The following is a 22,174-nucleotide window of genomic DNA, read 5'->3' as shown; positions in this document are numbered from 1 at the left end:
CTTTACGACTTTTGACTTTAGACTAATTTAATCTGCTATATTAGGATTTAACCATTTCATTGCGTAATCAAGTGGTACATTTCGGCGTTTTGCATAATCTGTAACCTGATCTTCTTTTATTTTTCCGAGTCCGAAATAGCGGCTTTTCGGGTTTCCAAAATAATATCCTGAAACCGATGACGCTGGCCACATTGCCATACTTTCTGTTAGTTTCACTCCAATTTGTTTTTCAACATCTAAAAGCTTCCAGATTGTTGGTTTTTCCAAGTGATCTGGACAAGCCGGATAACCTGGAGCTGGACGAATTCCTTTATAATTTTCTTTAATCAATTCTTCGTTGGTTAAAGATTCATCGGCATCATAACCCCAGAAATCTTTACGAACTCTCTCGTGAAGATATTCGGCGAAAGCCTCGGCAAAACGATCGGCAAGCGCTTTTACCATAATAGAATTGTAATCGTCTAAATTCTTTTCATATTCCGCAGCCCATTCGTCTACACCAAAACCTGTTGTTACACAAAAAGCTCCAATATAATCTTCTATTCCGCTTTCTTTTGGCAGAATAAAATCGGCTAAAGCGATGTTTGGAGCACCTTTTGTTTTTTGTGACTGCTGACGAAGCGTTAAGAATTTCTCTAAAACTTTTCCATTTTCATCACGCAATTCGATATCGTCGTCATTCACCTGATTCGCAGGGAAAATTCCGTAAATACCCTTTGCCTGAAGTTTTTTCTCAGCCAAAATTACTTTCAACATCGCCTGAGCATCTTTAAAAACAGATGTCGCTTCTTTACCCACAACCTCATCCGTTAAAATTGCTGGATATTTTCCGTACAATTCCCAAGTCTGGAAAAACGGCGTCCAGTCGATATACGGAACCAAAACATCTAGTTCTATTTCAATGGTTTGTGCACCGATTACTTTTGGTTTAGTCGGTGTATATTCAGACCAATCCAATGGCAATTTGTTTTTGCGGGCATCTTCAATCGTCAGGAAGTTTTTATCTCTTGAACGATTTAAGAACGTTTCTCTAAAAGAATCGTATTCTGCACGAATATCTGCCGCATATATTTTTCTATTATGATCTAACAGATTTCCTGCAACAGTAACGGCTCTCGAAGCATCGTTTACGTGAATTACAGTTTCTCTGTACTGAGGTGCAATTTTCACGGCGGTATGTGCACGCGAAGTAGTTGCTCCACCAATCATAATCGGGATTTTAATATCTTGTTTGTCTAATTCTTTGGCTAAATACACCATTTCGTCAAGCGAAGGCGTGATCAGTCCGCTTAATCCAATAATATCTACTTCATGTTCAATCGCCGCTGCAATGATTTTTTCTGGAGGCACCATAACACCAAGATCTACAATCTCATAATTGTTACAAGCTAAAACTACTGAAACGATGTTTTTACCAATATCGTGAACGTCACCTTTTACAGTCGCCATCAGGATTTTTCCGTTTCCTTGTTTGTCTCCAGCTTGTTTGCTTGCTTCAATGAAAGGCAATAAATAAGCCACGGCTTTTTTCATTACACGAGCCGACTTTACTACCTGAGGCAAGAACATTTTTCCACTTCCAAACAAATCTCCAACCACATTCATTCCCGCCATTAAGTTGATCTCAATAACTTCAATTGGTTTCGTTGCAGCCAAACGTGCTTCTTCAACATCTTCTTCAATAAAAGCATCGATTCCTTTTACTAACGAATGTGTAATACGTTCTTGAACCGTTCCAAAACGCCATTCTTGAACCGTTTTTTCATCGCTTTTTGCTTCACCTTTTACGCTGTCTGCAAAATCTAACAATCTTTCGGTTGCGTCGTCACGTCTATCCAGAATTACATCTTCAACGTATTCTAATAAATCTTTCGGAATATCATCGTAAATCGTAAGCATCTCCGGATTAACGATTCCCATCGTCATTCCGTTTTTAATTGCGTGATATAAAAACACCGAGTGCATCGCTTCACGAACCGTATCGTTTCCTCTAAAAGAGAACGAAACGTTACTCACACCACCGCTAATATGAGCGTGCGGAAGATTCTCGCGAACCCATTTCGTTCCTCTAAAGAAATCCAAAGCGTTCAATCTATGTTCTTCCATTCCCGTTGCAACTGGGAAAATATTTAAATCGAAAATAATATCCTGCGGAGGGAATCCTACTTTGTTTACCAAAATATCATAAGAACGCTGACAAATCTCCACTCTACGATCGTAATTATCGGCCTGACCTACTTCGTCAAATGCCATGACAATCGCCGCCGCTCCGTAACGTTTGATTAATTTGGCATGATGAATAAAGGCCTCTTCTCCTTCTTTTAACGAAATCGAGTTTACAACGCTTTTTCCTTGTACTACTTTTAGACCGGCTTCGATGATTTCCCATTTCGAACTGTCGATCATAATTGGCACTCTCGAAATGTCTGGTTCTGCTGCAATTAAATTCAAAAATTTAGTCATTGCAGTAACACCGTCAAGCATTCCTTCATCCATATTAATATCGATGATTTGTGCTCCACCTTCTACCTGCTGTCTTGCAATATCAAGCGCCTCGTCATATTTCTCTTCCTTGATTAATCTCAAGAATTTTCTTGAACCGGTTACGTTTGTACGCTCACCAACATTCACGAAAACACTTTCCGGCGTAATAATTAACGGTTCTAATCCTGATAATACAAGGTCTCTTCTTTTTTCTGTCATTTCTTCTTAAGTTACTAAGATCCTGAGATACTAAGGTTCTAAGTTTTTTTATTCTATTTTTTTCCTGCAAGGTTTTTAAAACCTTGTAGGTATATTCGTTTTCAATATTTTAATTAGGGCGTGTTTCGCCTCGGCGAACCGGGCTATCCGTTACAAGTCCTCGCTCTTCCTTCGTCAGGCTGTGGGCTTTTCACTTCTATCCCTCACGCAAACTCGGTTCATAAAAACGATTTATGATTTCCAAATTTATTTCCACTTCCATTTTCCTAAATATTCAGCCTTTACATCATCATATATATAGTATTTCGTCTTAGTAAAACCCGCTTTAACTAATGCAAGTGAATCAGGTTTTAATTCCTCTTCCAAAATAATATAGTTTCCCTTTTCGGGATTATTTAAATCATATTTTACTTTAAAAAACTTATTTACATGATTATCATCTTTACTATAAATCTCAGACAAGATTTTTTTATTTACATAAAAATAATATCTTAAATAGTCTCTTTTCCCTTTATGCTCAATTCTAGTTGCAAGTCCAATCGTTTCACCTTTAAACGTCTTATCGTATTTATTATATTCATCAGCATCTTTATGCGAAAGAAAAAACAATAAAAATACTATTGCAAAAAGTATAACTGGCCCTGTCAAATTTGTATTAATGTTAGTTCCTTTCATTCTTTTTACATCAATACTGGAGCAATCCTCGGCTTATAATCCTTCGCAACCTCAGCCATTAATCGAATATGATCTGGAGTTGTTCCGCAACAACCTCCAATGATATTAATTAAATTGTCCTCTAAATATTCTTTAATGAATGCTTGTGTTTGCTCTGGTGTTTCATCATATTGTCCGAAAGCATTTGGCAATCCTGCGTTTGGATGCGCCGAAACATTAAAGCTTGTGTTGTGTGCTAATGTTTTTAAATATGGTTTCAGCAAATCGGCTCCAAGGGCGCAATTGAATCCTACACTTAATAATGGAATATGCGAAACTGAAATCAAAAACGCTTCAACTGTCTGCCCAGAAAGCGTTCTTCCTGAAGCATCTGTAATCGTTCCTGAAACCATGATTGGAATATCAAGATTGCGTTCTTCTTTTACTTCTTCGATTGCAAAAAGTGCTGCTTTTGCATTTAATGTATCAAAGATTGTTTCTACCAAAAGTAAATCACAGCCACCATCCATTAAAGCTTCTGCTTGCTGTTTGTAAGCGATTCTTAAATCGTCAAATGTTACAGCTCTGTAACCTGGATCGTTTACGTCTGGTGACATACTTGCAGTACGGTTTGTTGGTCCTATTGAACCGGCTACGAAACGTGGTTTTTCTGGATTTTTTGCGGTAAACTCATCGGCTACTTGTCTTGCGATTTTTGCCGATTCGTAGTTTAACTCGTAAACCAAATCTTCCATGTGATAATCGGCCATACCAATTGTCGTTCCTGAGAAGGTATTGGTTTCTACAATGTCAGCACCAGCTTCATAATAAGCGGCATGAACATCGCGGATTGCTTGTGGTTGTGTTAGGGATAGTAAATCGTTGTTTCCTTTTAATGGATGCGGAAAATCTTTGAAACGCTCTCCTCTAAAATCTTCTTCAGAGAAATTATAGCGTTGCAACATTGTTCCCATTGCTCCATCAAGGATTAGGATATTTTTTTTTATTGCTTCTTGAATTGTAATTGCCATATTATTTTGCCGCTAAGGCGCTAAGGCACAAAGCTTTTTTAATTATAATTTTTGAAGGGTCTATTTAAACCCGACAGGTTTTGAAAACCTGTCGGGTTTAACCTTCTATATTTTTTTCACATTAATTCCAAAAGTGCACTATTGCCGGCTCATTAGCCCCGATTGAAGTGGAAATTATTTTGCTTTTTTCTTTAAAAAGCAAAATGATTGCAACGAAAAGCGGGAACTACTGCCTGCAAAAATGCGCCAATGATTCGCTCCTGATACAGAATCTGTTTCAGTAAATATTATATGTTATCGAGAAAAGTTTTGAGAAATACGAGTATGTATTTGTGTTATCTATCTTTAATACTGGAAAATGTCGTATAAAGTAGAATTTAGCACCTTCTTTATGATAAAGGGTTGCTAAGGTTTCATCGGGTCTATCCCTCCGCCTTTCGTGATAACGAACAATAATTTTAAGAACAGTGCAAAGGTATGAAATAGGGTTTCGATTTGCAAATGTTTTTTTTCTAGGTTCTGAGGTTCTAAGGGACTAAGGTGCTAAGGTTTTTATTTCTTCTTGCTTGCTTTGGCCAAAGGATTAAAATCTAAACAAAGTTGAAGCCAATACTCCATATCCTGATTTCTTGTCCAGCCAATTTCGGTAATAAAAACATGGTTTTTCATTGGCTTTTCTGTATTAGGCATTGGCAATACATCATCTCTTTCTATGGCCTTTAAATAAGCCGAATCATCTATTCTGCATAGCAAAAGATTTTCTCCAACTTTTTTATCTAAACGAGTTCCACAGCATAATTTGTTATCTACCATGAAAACAATACCACCAAACATTTTCTTTTCAAAAAAGTCTGCTTCTTTATATTGGAGAAACGTTCTAATTCTCTTTGCATTATCTTCGTCGAAAGCCATATATTTATATTCTAAGATTCTGAGTTACTAAGATACTGAGTTTAAAATTCTGTTCAATAAAAAAGCTCAAACTAAAAGTTTGAGCTTTGTATATAAAAACCTTAGCACCTTAGTCCCTTAGAACCTCAGCACCTCAGATTAAACAATCGCCTTCACAACTGCTTTTGGAGCTTCTTTACGAGTTCCGTCGAAACCGTCTACACCAGAAACTGTTGTATATTTCAATACATATTTTTTACCTGGGTTGATGATTCCGTATGCAGCCTGGCACATTAAGGTTGCTTCGTGGAAACCGCAAAGGATTAACTTTAATTTTCCTGGGTATGTGTTTACGTCTCCAATGGCAAAGATTCCCGGAATGTTAGTTTGGTAATCTAATGCATTGTTTACTTTGATGGCATTTTTCTCGATTTCTAATCCCCAGTCACCGATTGGACCTAATTTTGGTGTTAATCCGAAAAGTGGAATGAAATAATCGCATTCGATTTTTCGGTGTGCTCCGTTTTCTTCGATATCTAATGATTCAACATGCTCAGCACCGTTGATTCCGATAACTTCTGCTGGAGTGATTAATTTGATTTTTCCAGCTGATTTTAATTCCTGCACTTTTTCTACTGAATCAAGAGCTCCTCTAAATTCGTTTCTTCTGTGGATTAAAGTTACTTCTGAAGCTACATTTGCCAAGAAAATTGACCAGTCTAATGCTGAATCTCCTCCTCCTGCAATTACAACTCTTTTGTCTCTGAATTTCTCAGGATTCTTGATGAAGTATTTCACTCCTTTATCTTCATAAAACTCGATATCTTCGATAAGTGGTTTACGAGGCTCGAAACTTCCTAATCCTCCAGCGATTGCGATAACCGGTGCGTGGAATTTAGTTCCTTTGTTTGATGTTACAATGAAAGTTCCGTCTTCTTGCTTTTCAACTGTTTCAGCACGTTCTCCTAAAGTAAATCCTGGCTCAAATTGTTTGATTTGTTCCATTAATCCGTCAACTAAGTCTCCGGCTAATACTTCTGGGAATCCAGGAATATCATAAATTGGTTTTTTTGGATATAACTCTGATAGCTGTCCTCCTGGTTGTGGAAGAGCATCTAAAATGTGGCATTTTAATTTTAACAATCCTGCCTCAAATACGGCAAATAAACCTGTTGGGCCTGCTCCAATTATAAGTATATCTGTTTTAATCATTATGTTGTTGTTTATAATCATTCTTAATAACGCAAAGAAACGAATAAATCCTTGTACTTTCAATGATTTTTATCATTAATTTCTTTCCGAAACCTTTTTTACTCTTTATTTTTTAATCTCATCGTTCATCGGGTTAAAACCCGACACTACAATATGAAACGTTCCTCTGGAACTTTTACGATTCTTTATTTTTTAATGAAGAGGTAATCTCATTCATTCTTTTAACCTTTTCTTCAAAATTACCTTTTAGGGTCTTTCGATATTCATTCAGATTCTCAACCATTTGATTGATATCTTCAGGAATTACTTCTTCAAAAAACTCGCGCAATCTCTTTGCTGTTGTTGGCGATTTTCCATTTGTTGAAATGGCGATTTTTACGTTTCCTTTCGTGACGATTCCGCCCAAATAATAATCACATAAATCTGGCGTATCGGCAATGTTGCAAATCAAATAACGCTTTCTGGCTAAATCGTAAACCCTTTTATTTACTTTCAAATCGTCTGTGCAGGCAATTACCATGTGACGCTTTTTGAGCATTTTCTTTTTGAACTTTTTTTCCGTCAATTTAATTGAAGGATGTTTTTCTGCTAAAACCTTAATTTCTAAATGAAAATCAGGTGCAACTACCTCAACATTAGCATTCGGACTTGATTTTAGCAAGAAAGAAAGCTTTTCCAGACCTACATTTCCTCCACCTACAATCAAGACATTTAAATTGTGAAGCTTTAGAAATATTGGATATAATTCGTTTTGTTCCATTTTAATCTTTTTTCATCTAAACAAAATTAGATGATTTACCAACGAATTGTTCCTAACGGAACATATAATTCTAATGAATGATTTCTTTTGATAGAAATTCTTCGTAAAATCCTTTTAGTTTATTGCTTTCTCTGACAACTTCCCCTAGAACAATAATCGCTGGAGAACCTAATTCTTTTTGTTTTACAACTTCTAAAATTGAATCTACTGTTCCAACTCCAACTTTTTCTTCTGCCGTTGTTCCGTTTTGGATGATTGCAACTGGTAAATTTCCTTTATCTTCTTTTTGAAACAAATCGATTATTTGAGGCAATTTGTGCATTCCCATCAAAATCACGACTGTTGCAGAAGATTGTGCAGCCAAAGCTACATCTGACGATAATTTTCTATCAGAAGTCGTTCCTGTAATTACCCAAAAGCTTTCTGAAACTCCCCTTTTTGTGATTGAAATTCCCTGACTTGCGGGAACGGCAACGACTGATGAAATTCCTGGAACTACGATAGTTTCAATTCCGAAGCTTTCTGCAAAATCAATTTCTTCTCCGCCTCTTCCGAAAATAAATGGATCTCCGCCTTTTAGTCGAACTACATTTCCGTAAGTCAAAGCATTATCCACAATCAATTGATTGATTTGATCTTGTGTGTAAGCATGATTTCCGATTCTTTTTCCAACAAAAATCCGAATCGCATTTTTAGGTGCATAATCCAGAATTTCTTCGTTGGCCAAGGCATCATACAAAACCACATTTGCTTCAGCCAATGCTTTTACAGCTTTCAGCGTCAGTAAATCGGGATCGCCCGGACCTGCACCGACTAAAGTTATTTTAGGTTTTATATTATGCATTTGCTAATTCCTGTGCTCTGAAAGTTTCGATTTTATCAAAGAAAACTGTTGCTTGTGCAATGTAATCTTTAGCGAAAGCTTCAGACGGTTCATTTTTATTGATTTGGTAAACCAAGTCTTTAAAAGTTGAGTTTAATTCGATTTTACTAGTTTCAATAAAAACAGTATCAAACAAGTCTACAATTCCTGCGTGGTGGTTTGTTTTTTGATTTTCTGCCAATAACAATGCTTTTGCACCATTTACAAATCCTGCGTAAGCATGGTAAATTGCATCTGACCATTTTTTCTCGTCGAAAGATTCCTGAGCCAAAATCAGTTTCTCTTTAGCTTCAAACAATAATGTCGCTACTAAATCAATCACAACTCCGGCACATTCTCCAACTCCAACCGCTTTTACGTAATTGTCTGCATTACCCCAATCTACAAAATCAGCTTCTGTTAAATTGGTTACATCTGCGTAAGGTTTTAAGATTTCGTAGAAATACTTTTCTCCTTTTGTATCATAATAATCAAGGAATTTTTGTCCGCTTCCATTCGCATCAAAATCATTTAAGATGGTACGTAATGCATCAGGACCTCTACGACTCGGTACTTTGATTACTTTATCAGCAAAACGTCCTGCTCCGTTTCCTAATCTTCCTCCTCCTAATAAAACTTGTAAAGCCGGAGCTACTAGTTTTCCTGAGTTGATAGACATTCCCTGGAATCCAATTGCAGACATATTGTGTTGTCCACACGCATTCATACAGCCTGAAATTTTAATTTCGATTTCGCGGTTGTTTAAATACTGAGGATATTCCGCACTTAAAACTCTTTCTAATTCTTCTGCAATACCGGTACTACTTGCAATCCCCAAGTTGCAAGTATCAGTACCCGGACATGCCGTAATATCTCCAACTGAATTATATCCTAATTGAACAAAGTCAAGTTTGGCTAATTCTTGATAAAAGAAAGGAAGATTCTCTTCTTTTACGTGACGTATTACAATATTTTGACGCAATGAAAAACGTAGTTCGTTTGCTGCGTAATTTTTAATTAAAGCAGCTAATAATCTCGCTTTATCAGTATAAAAGTCTCCTAATAGAACTTTAATTCCAATAGCATAATAACCGTCTTGTTTTTGTTTGATTACATTCGATTTTTTCCATGCTTCATAAGCTTCTGTATCTTCGATTGTAACTTGTGGAACTTCTAAAACTGGTTCTGGAATTGGTCCGTCAAAAGCGGTTGTATCAATTTCGTATGTTTCAAAAGCGATCGCTTTTTTCTCTTTTTCAACCAAATCAAGGAAAGCATCTTTCCCCATTTCTTTGATTAAGAATTTCATACGCGCTTTCATTCTTTTGGCACGTTCTCCGTATCTATCAAAAATACGGATGATTCCTTCTGCTGTTGGAATGATTTCGTTTACCGGAACAAACTCCGAAAGCAATTCAGCATGCGCTGGCTGAGATCCTAAACCTCCACCAAACATGATTTTGAAACCTTTTTGTCCGTCTTTAATTTTCGGAATAAATCCTAAATCGTGTAAGTAACTCAAAGCCGTATCTTCGTCTGAAGATGAGAACGAAATTTTGAATTTACGTCCCATTTCCTGACAGATTGGGTTTCTCAACAAATATTGAAAAAGTCCGTGTGCATAAGGCGAAACATCAAATGGTTCGTTTACGTCAACACCCGCTAATTCGCTTCCTGTAATATTTCTAACTGTGTTTCCACAAGCTTCACGAAGTGTAATATCGTCTTTAGCCAAATCTGCCCAAAGTTCTGGTGTTCTGTCTAAACTCACATAGTGAATCTGGATATCCTGACGCGTTGTAATGTGTAAACGTCCTGTAGAATATTCATCAGAAACCTGTGTAATACGCACTAATTGCTCGCTGGTCACTTTACCGTAAGGCAATTTGATACGAATCATCTGAACGCCTTCCTGACGCTGACCGTAGATTCCACGCGCTAAACGAAGGCTACGAAAACGCTCATCATCAATTTTTCCTCCACGGAATAAGTGAATCTTTTTTTCTAATTCGATAATCTCCTTCTGAACTACCGGATTTTCTATTTCTGTTCTAAAACTTTCCATTTCTCTTTAGTTGTTGGTTGTCAGTTGCTGGTTGTTGGTTTGCTGGCAGATAACTATCAACCAAAAACCATCAACTATCAACTAGCGAATGAATCCTACTCCTGCTGTTGTGTTAGTTGCTGTATCAATTAAGATGAAAGCTCCGTTTGATTTGTTTTCGTTGTATGAATCAAAGTATAACGGTTTGCTTAATTTGATCGTTACTTCTCCAATTTCGTTGATTGCCAATTGAGAAGCTTCTGTCGTTCCTGAGTAATCTGTAGCAATTGTATTTTTAATGCTTTCTACTTTTGCTAAAACTCTGTTTGTATTATGCTGAACTAAATATTTAGTTCCTGCAACCAGTTTTTTACTGTCCATCCAGCAAACTGTCGTTGTAATGTCTTTTTCAATTTTTGGAAGCTCGCTTGATTTTACAATCATATCACCTCTTGTTACATTGATATCATTTTCTAATTCGATTGTGATTGAAGAACCTGCAACGGCTTCATCAAATGTTTTATCGAAAAAGTGAATTTTAGATACTTTTGATTCTGTTAAAGATGGAAGAACTGTTACAGCATCTCCAACTTTAATTGAGTTTCCGTATAATTTTCCTGCGTAACCTCTAAAATCGTGGTATTCTTCTGTTTTTGGACGAATAACGGTCTGAACTGGGAAACGTGCTTTTCCAGCTTCGTAAACATCATGAGAATGTAATCCTTCTAAATGTTCTAAAACTGTTTGTCCGTCATACCAAGGCATATTTTCAGATTTATCAACTACGTTTCCTCCATTAATTGCACTTAACGGAATGTAACTTACGTTTTGTTCCTTGAAAGTACTTTTTGCATTTAATGCCTGAAAATCAGCTTTGATTTTATTGAAAACTTCTTCTGAGTAATCCACTAAATCCATTTTGTTAATCGCAACAATTACTTCTTTTACTCTCAATAAATTATTAATGAAGAAGTGACGGTAAGTCTGCTCAATTACACCTTTTCTGGCATCAATCAAAATGATAGAAACCTGAGAAGTCGAAGCTCCTGTAACCATATTTCTTGTATATTCTACGTGACCTGGAGTATCGGCAATAATGTAACTTTTCTTTGCAGTCGAAAAATAAATATGCGCAACATCAATCGTAATTCCTTGTTCTCTTTCTGCTACTAATCCGTCAGTTGCCAAAGAAAAATCAAGATAATCGTATCCTTTTTGTTTACTGCTTTTTTCGATTGCTTCTATTTTATCAGTCGTCAATGATTTTGTATCGTACAATAATCTTCCGATCAAAGTACTTTTTCCGTCATCTACACTTCCTGCTGTTGCTATTTTTAAAACGTCCATTCTGTAATATTTTGTTTCAGGTTTAAAGTTTCATGTTTTGTGCGAAACTTAAATCTGTATGTTTTTGTTTTCTTGATTTTACTTTTAAACTTCGTTTCGAATTGCATTCATAATTCAAAACTCATAACTCATAATTATTAAAAGTATCCTTGTTGTTTTCTCTTTTCCATTGCAGCTTCAGAACGTTTGTCATCGATTCTGGCACCTCTTTCAGAAATGGTTGATGATCTGATTTCTCCAACTACTTCTTCGATTGTTGCTGCGTAAGATTCAACAGCTGCTGTACAGCTCATATCTCCAACGGTTCTGAAGCGAACAATTCTTTCTTCGATTTGTTCGTCTTCTTCTTGGTACACAAAAGGAGAATGCGACCAGATTAAACCGTCTCTCAAAAAAACTTTTCTTTTATGCGAGAAATAGATTGACGGAATCTCGATTTTTTCTTTTTCGATATAACTCCAAACATCCAATTCTGTCCAGTTTGAAATTGGGAAAACACGAACGTTTTGTCCATTTTCTATTTTTCCATTTAAGATATCAAACAACTCAGGTCTTTGATTTTTTTCGTCCCATTGTCCGAAATCATCACGAACAGAGAAAATACGTTCTTTAGCTCTTGCTTTTTCTTCATCACGACGCGCACCACCAATACAAGCATCAAACTTAAATTCTTCAATTGCATCCAAAAGTGTTGTAGTCTGCAAGCTGTTTCTACTAGAATATTTCCCTGTTTCTTCAACCACTTTTCCTTCATCAATAGCATCCTGAACATTACGAACGATCAACTCTAAACCTAATTCTTCTACCAATTTATCTCTGAAAGCAATGGTTTCAGGGAAATTGTGCCCTGTATCAACGTGTAATAGAGGAAACGGAATCTTAGCAGGGAAAAATGCTTTTTGCGCTAAACGCACCAATGTAATAGAATCTTTTCCTCCTGAGAAAAGTAAAACCGGTTTGTCAAACTGTGAAATTACTTCTCTGAAAATGTATATCGCTTCACTCTCTAAAGCGTTTGTTTTTAATACTGAACTCATTGTTTTTTTGTTTGATATTTTTTAGTTTCAAGTTTTAGGTTTCAGGTTTCCTGGTCTAAAAATCTCCACTCTTTATTCTATTTTCTTTATTCTCTCTTCAACGGATAAAAATCTATTGTTTTTACCACATCTTCCCCGGATTAAAATCCGGTGCTACAATATGAATCGTTCCTTCGGAACTTTAAATCTAAATTCTCTATTTTCTTGCTTCTTGTATCTTGTTTCTAAAAATCTAGACTTACTCTTTCTTAGCACTGTGAAGCCCGCACTCTTTATGGCTTGATTCCCACCACCATCTTCCAGCTCTGATGTCTTCGCCAGGAAAAATTGCTCTTGTACAAGGCGCACATCCAATACTTACGAAACCTTGTTTGTGTAAAGCGTTCTGCGGAACATTATTTTCTGACAAATACGTTTCAACTTCTTCTAAAGTCCATTTTAATAACGGATTGAATTTGATGATTTCGAAACCTCCGTCGTATTCAAACAAACTTAAATCTTGTCTGTTTTCCGATTGTTCTGCTCTCAATCCCGTAATCCAAACTGAGTTTCCTGCCAAAGCTTTTCTCAACGGAACAACTTTTCGAATAAAACAGCATTCTTTTCTGTTTTCAACTGAATCGTAAAAGCTATTTGGACCTTTTGTTTTCAGAAGATTTTCTACCGAAGCTGCTTCTGGAAAAAAAACTTCAATTGGTTTTTTATATTTTTTTAATGTTTTATGAAAAACATCGTAAGTTTCCTGAAATAATCTTCCTGTATCTAAAGTAAACACCGTAATATCTGTGTTACTTTTTGCAATAAAATCGGTAATTACTTGATCTTCCTGACCAAAAGATGTCGAAAAAATTACTTTTTCTGGAAACTCTTTTGCTAAAAAAACTAAGGTTTCGTCAAGCGAAAGAGCTGCCGTTTTCTCTAATAATTCTTGTACAATAATCGCACTCATAATTCTTTTCCTTTCTAAAACTATCTTTTACAATAATTTAGATAATGTTTTTAAACTCAATAATATAATCAGAATTCCAACTGCAACCATCATTGGTTTTCTTTTGATTTTATTTACCAAATAAGCTGCTATTGGTGCTGAAATAACTCCTCCTAAAATCAATCCGATAATGATCTGCCAGCCGTGAATTCCGCCAAAAAGCATGAAAGTAATTCCGCTAGCAAACGAAATCGCAAACTCAGCTGCATTTACTGACCCGATAGTATATTTCGGGTTTCTTCCTCTTCCTAATAATGTTGAAGTTACAATTGGCCCCCAGCCTCCTCCTCCAACAGAATCCATAAAACCTCCAAACACTGCTAAAATTCCTAGTTTCTTAGTTTTCTTTTTTACAACACTTTTTCTAAGAGCCTTTCTGATAATTACAACTGCCAGAATAATCATGTAAACCGCAATAAATGGCTTAATAATATCTCCGTCAATAACATCTGATAATAAATAAGCCCCTGTGATCGATCCTAAAACTCCAGGAATCAATAGATGCTTTACCAGTTTTTTATTGATGTTTCCAAAGCGGTGGTGCGAAAGCGCCGATGCTCCAGTTGTAAACATCTCTGAAACGTGAACTGCCGTACTACTCAAAACTGGCGAAACTCCATAAGCCAATAAAAATGATGTAGAAGTTGCTCCATATCCCATTCCTAAAGCGCCATCTACTAATTGTGCAAAAACACCAATTAAGAAAAACACTAAAAGGTTTTCATCAAATCCCTGAACGAAACCATCCCATGAAAATTCAGCGTGATGATTATAAATTAATGTAATTGCCAAACCTAACAACAAAACAACAGGTATTACGACCCACAATTTTTCCTTTAATAAAGAATCAGACTTTACTATAGTGTTTTCTAACTTAAGTTCATTTTCCATATTTCTAAGAATGTTTTTTATTCTCAAAAATCCATTACCCTATCGGCTTAGTAGATTACTTTGCAAAAGTACTATATATTTCGAAATATCAAAACAATATATTTACTTTTTTACATCAGCTATCATCTTATAAACCAAGATAAAAGACATTCAAAAAAGAATTAGTGATTATTTTAACAAATTAAATGTTGCGACTTATTATTTTAACAACACATTCAAATTTTGTGATTCACAAAAATACATATTTAATCTCTACAAAATCTATAGGATAATTATAAAATTGTTTTTACTTTAGCGGCAAATATTTTTTCATGGATTTTCAGATTGGTCTCGTAATAGCAGGTTTAGTAGTTGGTTTTATTGTTGGGTTAACAGGTGTTGGAGGAGGCTCTCTTATGACTCCTATTTTATTGTATTTTGGAATTCCGCCAACAAAAGCAGTTGGAACAGACTTGCTTTATGCTGCTTTCACAAAAGCCGGAGGAATATTTGTACACAACAAAAAAGGAAACATCAACTGGAAAATTACAGGCTGGCTGACTTTAGGAAGTGTCCCTGCAGCTTTAATTACATTATGGGTTTTAAACAGCATTAAAACGGATATCGAAACTATCAATAACGTTATTAAACACAGTTTAGGCTGGGCTTTATTGTTTACTTCGGTAGCTATTATATTCAAAAAGAAGCTTTTAGTATTCTCTCAAAGACATGCTGGAGATAAATTTCACAACGAAAGCACAACTCAAAATATGCTTACTATAGGAATTGGAGTTTTATTAGGAGCAACCGTAACTTTAACTTCTATCGGCGCTGGGGCATTAGGAACAGTGACTTTATTTTTCCTTTATCCATTATTGCCAACGCCACGTTTAGTCGGAACTGAAATTGCACACGCTGTTCCCTTAACTTTAGTTGCTGGTCTTGGACACGCTTCTATGGGAAATTTAGATTTAGGTTTATTAGGACAATTATTAATGGGGTCGCTTCCTGGAATCTATATGGGAAGCATGCTAAGCGGAAAAGTTCCCGATCAATTTCTTAGAAATGCAATTGCTGTAATGCTTTTTATGGCTGGGTATAAATTGATATTTTAATATAAACAGAAATAAAAAAAGACCATTTCTAATTGAAATGGTCTTTTTTTATTGGTTTAAAGCAAATTTCTAAAACGCAATATCTGCTAAAGAATTACTTTCTAATATTTTAAGCGTATTATCACGAACTTCTGTCATTAAACGTCTTGCGGCACAGGTAGTTTCATCATCGCAGTCATCACATCTTTCGTAGAAATTATGGCTCGCACAAGGCAGTAAAGCGATTGGACCTTCTAGAATTCGATAGACTTTCGCCATGCTAATATCTTTTGGATCTTTGATTAAATAATAACCTCCTCCTTTTCCTTTTTTAGCACCAAGAAAACCTGAATTTCTTAGCAACAACAAAATACTTTCTAGAAATTTAATTGAAATATGTTCACTTTTCGCAATTTCAGCTATTTGTACTGGCTCATTGTTTTCGCGTCTGGCTAAATAAGTTAAAGCTTTAATTCCGTATTTTGTTTTCTTTGAAAGCACTAATGTAAAATTTTGATTGCAGAATTTAATTTCAAATCAAACTCTTGCAAATTATTGAATAACAAAAGTATGCTTTTTGTTTGAACTATCACAAAGAATAAAGTTAAATTCTACTAAATCTATCAGATTACTTCCTTTTGTCCAATTAAATCTAAAGAATAAAAATTTTCCATATCTTGTTCTAAATCTTTTTTCTCCACAACATAAGTTTTAGAAAAAGAGTCATGCCAAAATCTTGCTGATTTACTTAAAAAAGATAATGCCTCAAAAGGGATTAAACGACATAACGTTCTAATGAAAATAATCTTGAAACTTGGTTTTAGTCCATTTTCATCTACTACAACACTTCCTGTAACAATTTTTCCAATTGTTCTTCCAAAAAGACCTTCAAAAAATAAATAATAAATTATTGCAAAAGAAAGATAAGTTCCTACTACTCCAAGGCTTATCATAATTTCTACCCAAGCATCATAAGTGTTCCATTGAAAAACATTTCCCATAATTACAATCAGAAGTGTAAAAACAAATATGCCTACTGAAATAAAAACAAAATCAATAATACCATTAAAGAAACGATCACGATCAGACGTTAACAATTTCTTTTCCAGCAAATATGTAGGGTTAGACATTTTTCGTTTTAATTATTTAATTTTCTAGGTTCACAAAAATATATCTTTTGCGGAATTAATTACAAAAAATTACTACAAATAAGAAAAGCATTTTCTTTTTCTTGATACAAAAGATGATCCTGATTTTCAAAAATTAAATTTGAAATTCCGAGTTCTGAAAACCATTCACATTTTGGAATATTTGAATCCTTCTCTCCAAAATAAAGTTTGATTTTACAATTGGGAACTTCATTTTCAAAACGCAATCTTGTCGAAGAAACAGCTACTAACTCTGTAACTTTTAAACCTCTTAAGCAAGCTTTCCAAGCAATTGTTCCACCAATGCTAAAACCTAAAACCGAGACATTTTCCCTCTCAAAATCCAATAAGTTATTTACTGCTTTTTCAATTCCGCCATTCAAAAATTGATTATGGATTTCCTTTTCATCACTTGAAGAATCAATCTGAGCTAATTTTAAAACATCATAATATTGAACATCAAATTTGGGTTCTAAAATTTCGATATAATTCTGAATCCATTCAGGATTGCCTCCAAACAAATCTGACAGCAAAAGCAATCTTGGTTTTTTCATATGTTGCAAAACTAAATTAAGAAAAGTGGTTCTTTCAATAACAAAGAAAGGGCTATTTCAAAAAAAAATAGCCCTTCAAAAGTATTATATTTTATGTTTAAGCCAACGCTTGTTTTAAATCTGCAATCACATCTTCAACAGTTTCTAAACCAACAGAAACACGAACAAGACCTTGTGTGATTCCAACTGCTAATTGATCTTCTTCAGATAATTTGCTGTGTGTTGTAGAAGCTGGATGCGTTACAATTGTTCTTGTATCTCCAATATTTGCCGATAATGAACAAAGTTGAATTGCGTTCAAGAATTTTCTTCCTGCTTCGATTCCGCCTTTAATCTCAAATGCAATGATATTTCCACCAGCTTTCATTTGTTTTTTAGCAATTTCGTATTGTGGATGCGATTTCAAGAACGGATATTTTACGCTGTTTACATTCGGGTGACTTTCTAAAAACTCAGCGACTTTTAATGCATTTTCGCAATGCCTATCTACACGAACAGCTAAAGTCTCTAAACTTTTTGACAGAACCCAAGCATTAAAAGGTGATAAAGCTGGACCTGTGTTTCTAGAAAACAAATAAATCTGTCTGATTAATTCTGCATCTCCAACTGTTACTCCACCTAAAACACGACCTTGTCCGTCAATTAATTTAGTTGCTGAGTGAATTACTAAATGTGCTCCAAATTTAATTGGCTGCTGTAAATATGGCGTTGCAAAACAATTGTCGATAATTAAAATCAAGTTGTGTTTTTTAGCAATATTTCCCAACAATTCTAAATCGATTACATCTACTCCAGGATTTGTTGGAGATTCGGCGTATAATATTTTGGTATTTGGCTTAATGAAACTTTCGATTGTTTCGGGCTTATTGATTTCAAAATAAGAAGTTTCGATATTCCATTTTGGAAAATAAGTCATAAACAAAGCGTGAGTAGAACCAAAAACACTGCTCGCAGAAACAATATGATCTCCAGAGTTTAACAAGGCGGCAAAAGTAGAATATACTGCTGCCATTCCTGTTGCAAATGCATAACCAGAATCGGCACCTTCCATTTTGCAGATCTTGTCCACAAACTCTGATGTGTTCGGGTTACTGAAACGGCTGTAAATATTTCTTTCTTTTTCTTCTGTGAAAGAAGCTCTCATATCTTCAGCATCTTCAAAAACGAAGCTTGATGAAAGGTACAAAGGCACCGAATGTTCTAAATATTGAGATCTTTCTAATTGTGTTCTGATGGCTTGTGTTTCAAAACCAAATTCTTCTGTATTCATTGTGTGTTGTTTTTTTGTTTTTTTGTTTGCTTCGCCAGTTCGGCTTCCAGCCTCGTGTCAAGTCTCAGGTTTCAAGTTTTAAAAACTGAAATCTAAACCAAAAACAAGTCAATTATTTATGCGCAATCTGAGCATTTTCTAATTATCTAATTGACTAATTATCTAATTTATAAAGCTTCGTTGTTCAAGACAACTTTGTATCTAATTGTCGCTGTTGGCTCAACCGTTTTGGCTACCGAACAATATTTCTCAAAAGAAAGTTGCGCTGCTTTTTTTGCTTTATCAGGATTGATTTCTCCTTCTAAATAAAAAACCACATCGATTTCTTTAAAAGGTTTTGCCTCTTCGATTTGCACTCTTGTTCCTTCAACCTCAGCGTTGAAAGAAGTGATTTCTTGACGCTGTTTTTTTAAGATCGAAATCATATCAATAGCGCTGCAACCCGCAACTCCCATCAATACCAATTCCATTGGGCTTGCACCCAAATCGCTTCCGCCAAATTCGGCTCTGCTGTCAACGTCAACTACGTGTCCGCGTTCATTTTTTACTTTAAAATGAAATGCGTCATTTACTCTGTTTAAAGTTACTTTCATTGTGTTGTTATTTTTTTTGTTTTTTTATTCTGTATTTGAATCAATGTTTTTTATTCTTTCAATAACATTGATTTTGTTTTCTATATCAATATGAAAACAGTTAGATAGCAAAATGACAAATCCCAAAATCCATATAACTGCTACCCCTAAAACCATTTTCTTATATGAAAATTTTGATTGGGAATTTTCATCTAAATCTTTAAAAAAAGGAGCAAAAAAAAAGACTCCTACAAATGAATTCCAGATTAAAGAAAAAATCAACATAAAAGTAATTGAATCATTCCATCCAGGAACAATAACAGCTTCGCTCTTTTTATCTGGATTCACGTATATACCAATTATTCTACTGTTTTTTAACTTAGAAAACAATTCTTCTTGACCTTCAAGATTACTGCCTCCGTATCCAAAATAGATTCTATCCCCTAAATATTTCCTTCCCTCAATTTCATAGGAATATCTGATAGCAATTTCATAAACGTCTGTTCCTTTGCGTGAGTGAACATCAAAATCTGTTTGCTCAATATGAGCCAAAATTTTAGTCCATTTTTTTGCCTGCTCATTCCTAGCAAAACAATATAATGTATATGCCAAAACTCCCAAACCAACTATTAAAAATGGAAATGTAAATAAGCTGATACAGCCTCCTCTTTTAAAAAATTCTTCAATTTTCAATAGCTAGCTTTTTCTAGTTTAAAATCCGTTTACCCTTTATCAGATAATCTCAAAATATCTCCGAAAACTCCCCTTGCTGTTACCGCAGAACCTGCACCAGCTCCTTGAATAACGATTGGACGATCTCCATAAGACTCTGTATAGATTTCGAAGAAAGAATCTGAACCTTTTAATCCGCCTAATGCAGTATCTTTTGGCACTGAAACTAATTTAACTTCTAGATTCCCTTTGTCATTCTGCAAATCTCCAGACAATTCACCAATGTATCTTAAAACATGGTTTGGCTGTTGTTCTGCTTTTATTTTAGCATAAATTGGATCGAATTCTTTTAATTTCGTCAAGAAATCGGCAGCGCTTCCTTCACGTAAGTGCTCTGGAATTAAGTTTTGAATTGAAATTTCTTCAAACTCGTTTTGCAAGTCTAATTCTCTAGCTAAAATTAATAATTTTCTACCAACGTCATTTCCGCATAAATCTTCGCGCGGATCTGGTTCTGTATATCCGTTATCAATTGCTTCCTGCAAAATTTCGCTAAATGGAGCATCTTTCGCAGAGAAATTATTGAATAAATAACTCAATGTTCCAGAGAAAACTCCTTTAATTTTTGTGATATTTTCTCCTGAAAGGTGCAATAATTTAATGGTATCAATTAATGGTAATCCCGCACCAACATTGGTTTCGTATAAATAGTTCTTTTGGTTTTCTGCCAAAGCTTTTCTCAATTCCTTGTAGAAACCATAACTCAAAGTATTAGCCACTTTATTTGAAGAAATCAAATCGAAACTGCTTTCTACAAGTGGAATATAATTCTCAACGAAAGTCGCACTTGCGGTGTTATCAATCGCAATTAAGTTTTCTAAGTGATGTTCATTCGCGTAAGCAATAATATCTTTGATTGTATAAGCCTCACCTTTAGTTGCAATTTCATTCTTCCAATTACTGTTAACACCGTATTTGTTTAAAAGCAATTTTTTAGAATTCGCTATAGCGAAAACATTCAGCTTAATGTCTTTACGTTTTTCGATTGCTGCAGCCGATTCTAAAATCTGATTGATTAAAGTTCCACCAACTAATCCGTGACCAAAAATCGCAATATTGATTTTCTTCGAAACTCCAAAAATCTCTCCGTGAATTACGTTAAGCGCTTTATTTAATTCCTCTTTTTTAACAACCAAACTCACGTTTTTACCCGTTACCGTGTTGTTGAACAAAATCGGAACAATTTTATTTTTGATTAAAGCCGTATATGGTTTGTGAAAAGTACTCAAATCCTGACCAATAATCGAAATTACAGATACATTATCTGTAACTGTGATTTGATTTACATCTTTAGAATAAAAGTCATTTTCAAACTCTTTTTCTAATTCAACCATCGCAAGAGTAGCTTTTTCTGTTGCTACCACAAGTCCAATTCCTCTTTCTGAAGAACCTTGCGAAATGATACTCACACTGATATTGTGATCACCCATTACTTTAAAAATTCTGGCATCTACTCCAGCTTTTCCAAGCAGTCCGCGTCCTTCAAGATTTACAAGAGAAACATTTTCTAAAACAGAAAGTGTTTTAATTCCTTCTTTAGAAGAATCTGATGTAATTAAAGTTCCGCGATTTTCGTGGTTGAAAGTATTTAAAATTCGTAACGGAATGTTTTTTTCTAATAACGGAATAATCGTTTTTGCATGCAAAATTGTAGCTCCAAAATTTGCCAGCTCATTTGCTTCATTAAACGATAAATATTCAATTTTCTTAGCATCGGCAACTAAATCTGGATTTGCCGTATAGATTCCATCTACGTGCGTGAAGTTCTGTAATTCTTCTGCATTTAAATAATTTGCAATTAACGAAGCGGTATAGTTACTGCCATTTCTACCTAAAGTAGTTGTGTCGTTGTTGTTGTTTGAGCCAATGAAGCCTGTAACTATATTAACCGTTTCGCCGTTATGTTCTTTAAAATAATTTACTACGTTTTTCTTTGAAAGCTGCTCTAAAGGCTGTGCATCACCAAATTTAGAATCGGTTTTCAGCAAATCTCTTGTATCTACAAAATTGGCAGGAATTCCTTTTTCCTGTAAAATTGCTGTCAATAATTTAGCTGAAAGCAATTCTCCTTTTGACAAAATCTGATCTTTGATTTTTTTGCTGTAATCTCCAATTAAGCTTACACCTTCAAAAAGCTTGTCTAAAACGCTAAATTCTTCAGACAAATCAACTTGTGGGTAATCTGATATTTGATATTTTTTAAAATTCTCTAATAATTCTTTGTAACTGCCGTTTTTAGCAGCAATGCTTAAGATAAATTCTAATTCGTCAGTAGCATTTCCTCGTGCAGAAACTACAACGGCAATTTTTTCACCTTGATTTACTTTATCAGAAATGATTGAAACAACTTTGTTAAGTCCTTCTCCGTTTGCTAACGATTTACCTCCAAATTTTAATACTTTCAT

At 34.9% G+C, this 22,174-nt stretch carries 20 protein-coding genes and 1 riboswitch; of the genes, 1 reads left to right on the top strand and 19 read right to left on the bottom strand.

Annotation, left to right across the window (positions count from 1 at the left end; all coding sequences use genetic code 11):
* Positions 1-27: 27 nt before the first annotated feature.
* The 12 genes from metH to AC1Q5Z_RS12040 all read right to left on the bottom strand — a co-directional run bounded on the left by metH (position 28) and on the right by AC1Q5Z_RS12040 (position 14,420).
* A complete protein-coding gene (metH, locus tag AC1Q5Z_RS12095) occupies positions 28-2,703 on the bottom strand; it encodes a methionine synthase (RefSeq protein ID WP_492444999.1) in 2,676 nt (891 codons plus the stop codon).
* A 246-nt stretch (positions 2,704-2,949) separates the two neighbouring features.
* Positions 2,950-3,378 carry a hypothetical protein gene (locus AC1Q5Z_RS12090; RefSeq protein ID WP_343587925.1) on the bottom strand — a complete coding sequence of 143 codons (429 nt, stop codon included), beginning with the start codon at positions 3,376-3,378 and terminating at the stop codon, positions 2,950-2,952.
* 5 nt (positions 3,379-3,383) lie between these two features.
* Complete coding sequence (locus AC1Q5Z_RS12085; RefSeq protein ID WP_492444997.1) at positions 3,384-4,388, bottom strand: homocysteine S-methyltransferase family protein; 1,005 nt, start codon at positions 4,386-4,388, stop codon at positions 3,384-3,386.
* Between the two features lie 332 nt (positions 4,389-4,720).
* Positions 4,721-4,837, bottom strand: a riboswitch (SAM riboswitch).
* A 103-nt stretch (positions 4,838-4,940) separates the two neighbouring features.
* Complete coding sequence (locus AC1Q5Z_RS12080; RefSeq protein WP_343587919.1) at positions 4,941-5,300, bottom strand: RNA methyltransferase; 360 nt, start codon at positions 5,298-5,300, stop codon at positions 4,941-4,943.
* A gap of 138 nt (positions 5,301-5,438) precedes the next feature.
* Positions 5,439-6,491, bottom strand: a complete 1,053-nt coding sequence (locus tag AC1Q5Z_RS12075) for an NAD(P)/FAD-dependent oxidoreductase (RefSeq protein ID WP_044047573.1) — start codon at positions 6,489-6,491, stop codon at positions 5,439-5,441.
* A 175-nt stretch (positions 6,492-6,666) separates the two neighbouring features.
* Complete coding sequence (locus tag AC1Q5Z_RS12070) at positions 6,667-7,251, bottom strand: precorrin-2 dehydrogenase/sirohydrochlorin ferrochelatase family protein (protein WP_343587914.1); 585 nt, start codon at positions 7,249-7,251, stop codon at positions 6,667-6,669.
* 70 nt (positions 7,252-7,321) lie between these two features.
* Entirely contained in the window at positions 7,322-8,095 is a 774-nt protein-coding gene (cobA, locus tag AC1Q5Z_RS12065) for a uroporphyrinogen-III C-methyltransferase (RefSeq protein WP_343587911.1), read from the bottom strand.
* Complete coding sequence (locus tag AC1Q5Z_RS12060) at positions 8,088-10,178, bottom strand: ferredoxin-like domain-containing protein (RefSeq protein WP_492444994.1); 2,091 nt, start codon at positions 10,176-10,178, stop codon at positions 8,088-8,090. Before AC1Q5Z_RS12060 ends, cobA begins: the two co-directional genes overlap by 8 nt.
* 81 nt (positions 10,179-10,259) lie before the next feature.
* Complete coding sequence (locus AC1Q5Z_RS12055; protein WP_073407993.1) at positions 10,260-11,504, bottom strand: sulfate adenylyltransferase subunit 1; 1,245 nt, start codon at positions 11,502-11,504, stop codon at positions 10,260-10,262.
* A gap of 137 nt (positions 11,505-11,641) precedes the next feature.
* Complete coding sequence (gene cysD / locus AC1Q5Z_RS12050) at positions 11,642-12,541, bottom strand: sulfate adenylyltransferase subunit CysD (RefSeq protein ID WP_008466601.1); 900 nt, start codon at positions 12,539-12,541, stop codon at positions 11,642-11,644.
* 238 nt (positions 12,542-12,779) lie between these two features.
* Entirely contained in the window at positions 12,780-13,490 is a 711-nt protein-coding gene (locus AC1Q5Z_RS12045; RefSeq protein WP_343587898.1) for a phosphoadenylyl-sulfate reductase, read from the bottom strand.
* Positions 13,491-13,517: 27 nt separating this feature from the next.
* Entirely contained in the window at positions 13,518-14,420 is a 903-nt protein-coding gene (locus AC1Q5Z_RS12040; RefSeq protein WP_492444991.1) for a sulfite exporter TauE/SafE family protein, read from the bottom strand.
* A 311-nt stretch (positions 14,421-14,731) separates the two neighbouring features.
* On the opposite strand from AC1Q5Z_RS12040, the gene AC1Q5Z_RS12035 reads away from it, so the two are divergent.
* The gene (locus AC1Q5Z_RS12035; RefSeq protein WP_198854632.1) at positions 14,732-15,514 is read left to right on the top strand and encodes a sulfite exporter TauE/SafE family protein; all 783 of its coding nucleotides are present in this window, start codon (positions 14,732-14,734) and stop codon (positions 15,512-15,514) included.
* Positions 15,515-15,583: 69 nt separating this feature from the next.
* Here the strand turns inward: AC1Q5Z_RS12035 and AC1Q5Z_RS12030 are convergent, their stop codons facing one another.
* From AC1Q5Z_RS12030 to thrA, 7 genes are all read right to left on the bottom strand, one after another.
* Positions 15,584-15,994: an RrF2 family transcriptional regulator gene (locus tag AC1Q5Z_RS12030; RefSeq protein WP_125722103.1), complete on the bottom strand. Its 411-nt coding sequence runs from the start codon at positions 15,992-15,994 to the stop codon at positions 15,584-15,586.
* Positions 15,995-16,116: 122 nt separating this feature from the next.
* A complete protein-coding gene (locus AC1Q5Z_RS12025; RefSeq protein ID WP_492444988.1) occupies positions 16,117-16,623 on the bottom strand; it encodes an RDD family protein in 507 nt (168 codons plus the stop codon).
* Between the two features lie 59 nt (positions 16,624-16,682).
* Positions 16,683-17,195 carry an alpha/beta hydrolase gene (locus AC1Q5Z_RS12020; RefSeq protein WP_492444986.1) on the bottom strand — a complete coding sequence of 171 codons (513 nt, stop codon included), beginning with the start codon at positions 17,193-17,195 and terminating at the stop codon, positions 16,683-16,685.
* Between the two features lie 97 nt (positions 17,196-17,292).
* Positions 17,293-18,465, bottom strand: coding sequence for a trans-sulfuration enzyme family protein (locus tag AC1Q5Z_RS12015; RefSeq protein ID WP_343705402.1), 1,173 nt, complete (start codon positions 18,463-18,465; stop codon positions 17,293-17,295).
* A gap of 167 nt (positions 18,466-18,632) precedes the next feature.
* Positions 18,633-19,058, bottom strand: a complete 426-nt coding sequence (locus tag AC1Q5Z_RS12010; RefSeq protein WP_201998804.1) for an OsmC family protein — start codon at positions 19,056-19,058, stop codon at positions 18,633-18,635.
* A 24-nt stretch (positions 19,059-19,082) separates the two neighbouring features.
* Positions 19,083-19,730 carry a DUF3592 domain-containing protein gene (locus tag AC1Q5Z_RS12005; RefSeq protein ID WP_343587887.1) on the bottom strand — a complete coding sequence of 216 codons (648 nt, stop codon included), beginning with the start codon at positions 19,728-19,730 and terminating at the stop codon, positions 19,083-19,085.
* Positions 19,731-19,759: 29 nt separating this feature from the next.
* Entirely contained in the window at positions 19,760-22,174 is a 2,415-nt protein-coding gene (gene thrA / locus AC1Q5Z_RS12000) for a bifunctional aspartate kinase/homoserine dehydrogenase I (RefSeq protein WP_343587885.1), read from the bottom strand.

Source organism: Flavobacterium sp. GW823-FHT06G12, from assembly GCF_058794775.1.
This window is presented reverse-complemented; position numbering and strand designations above follow the sequence as displayed.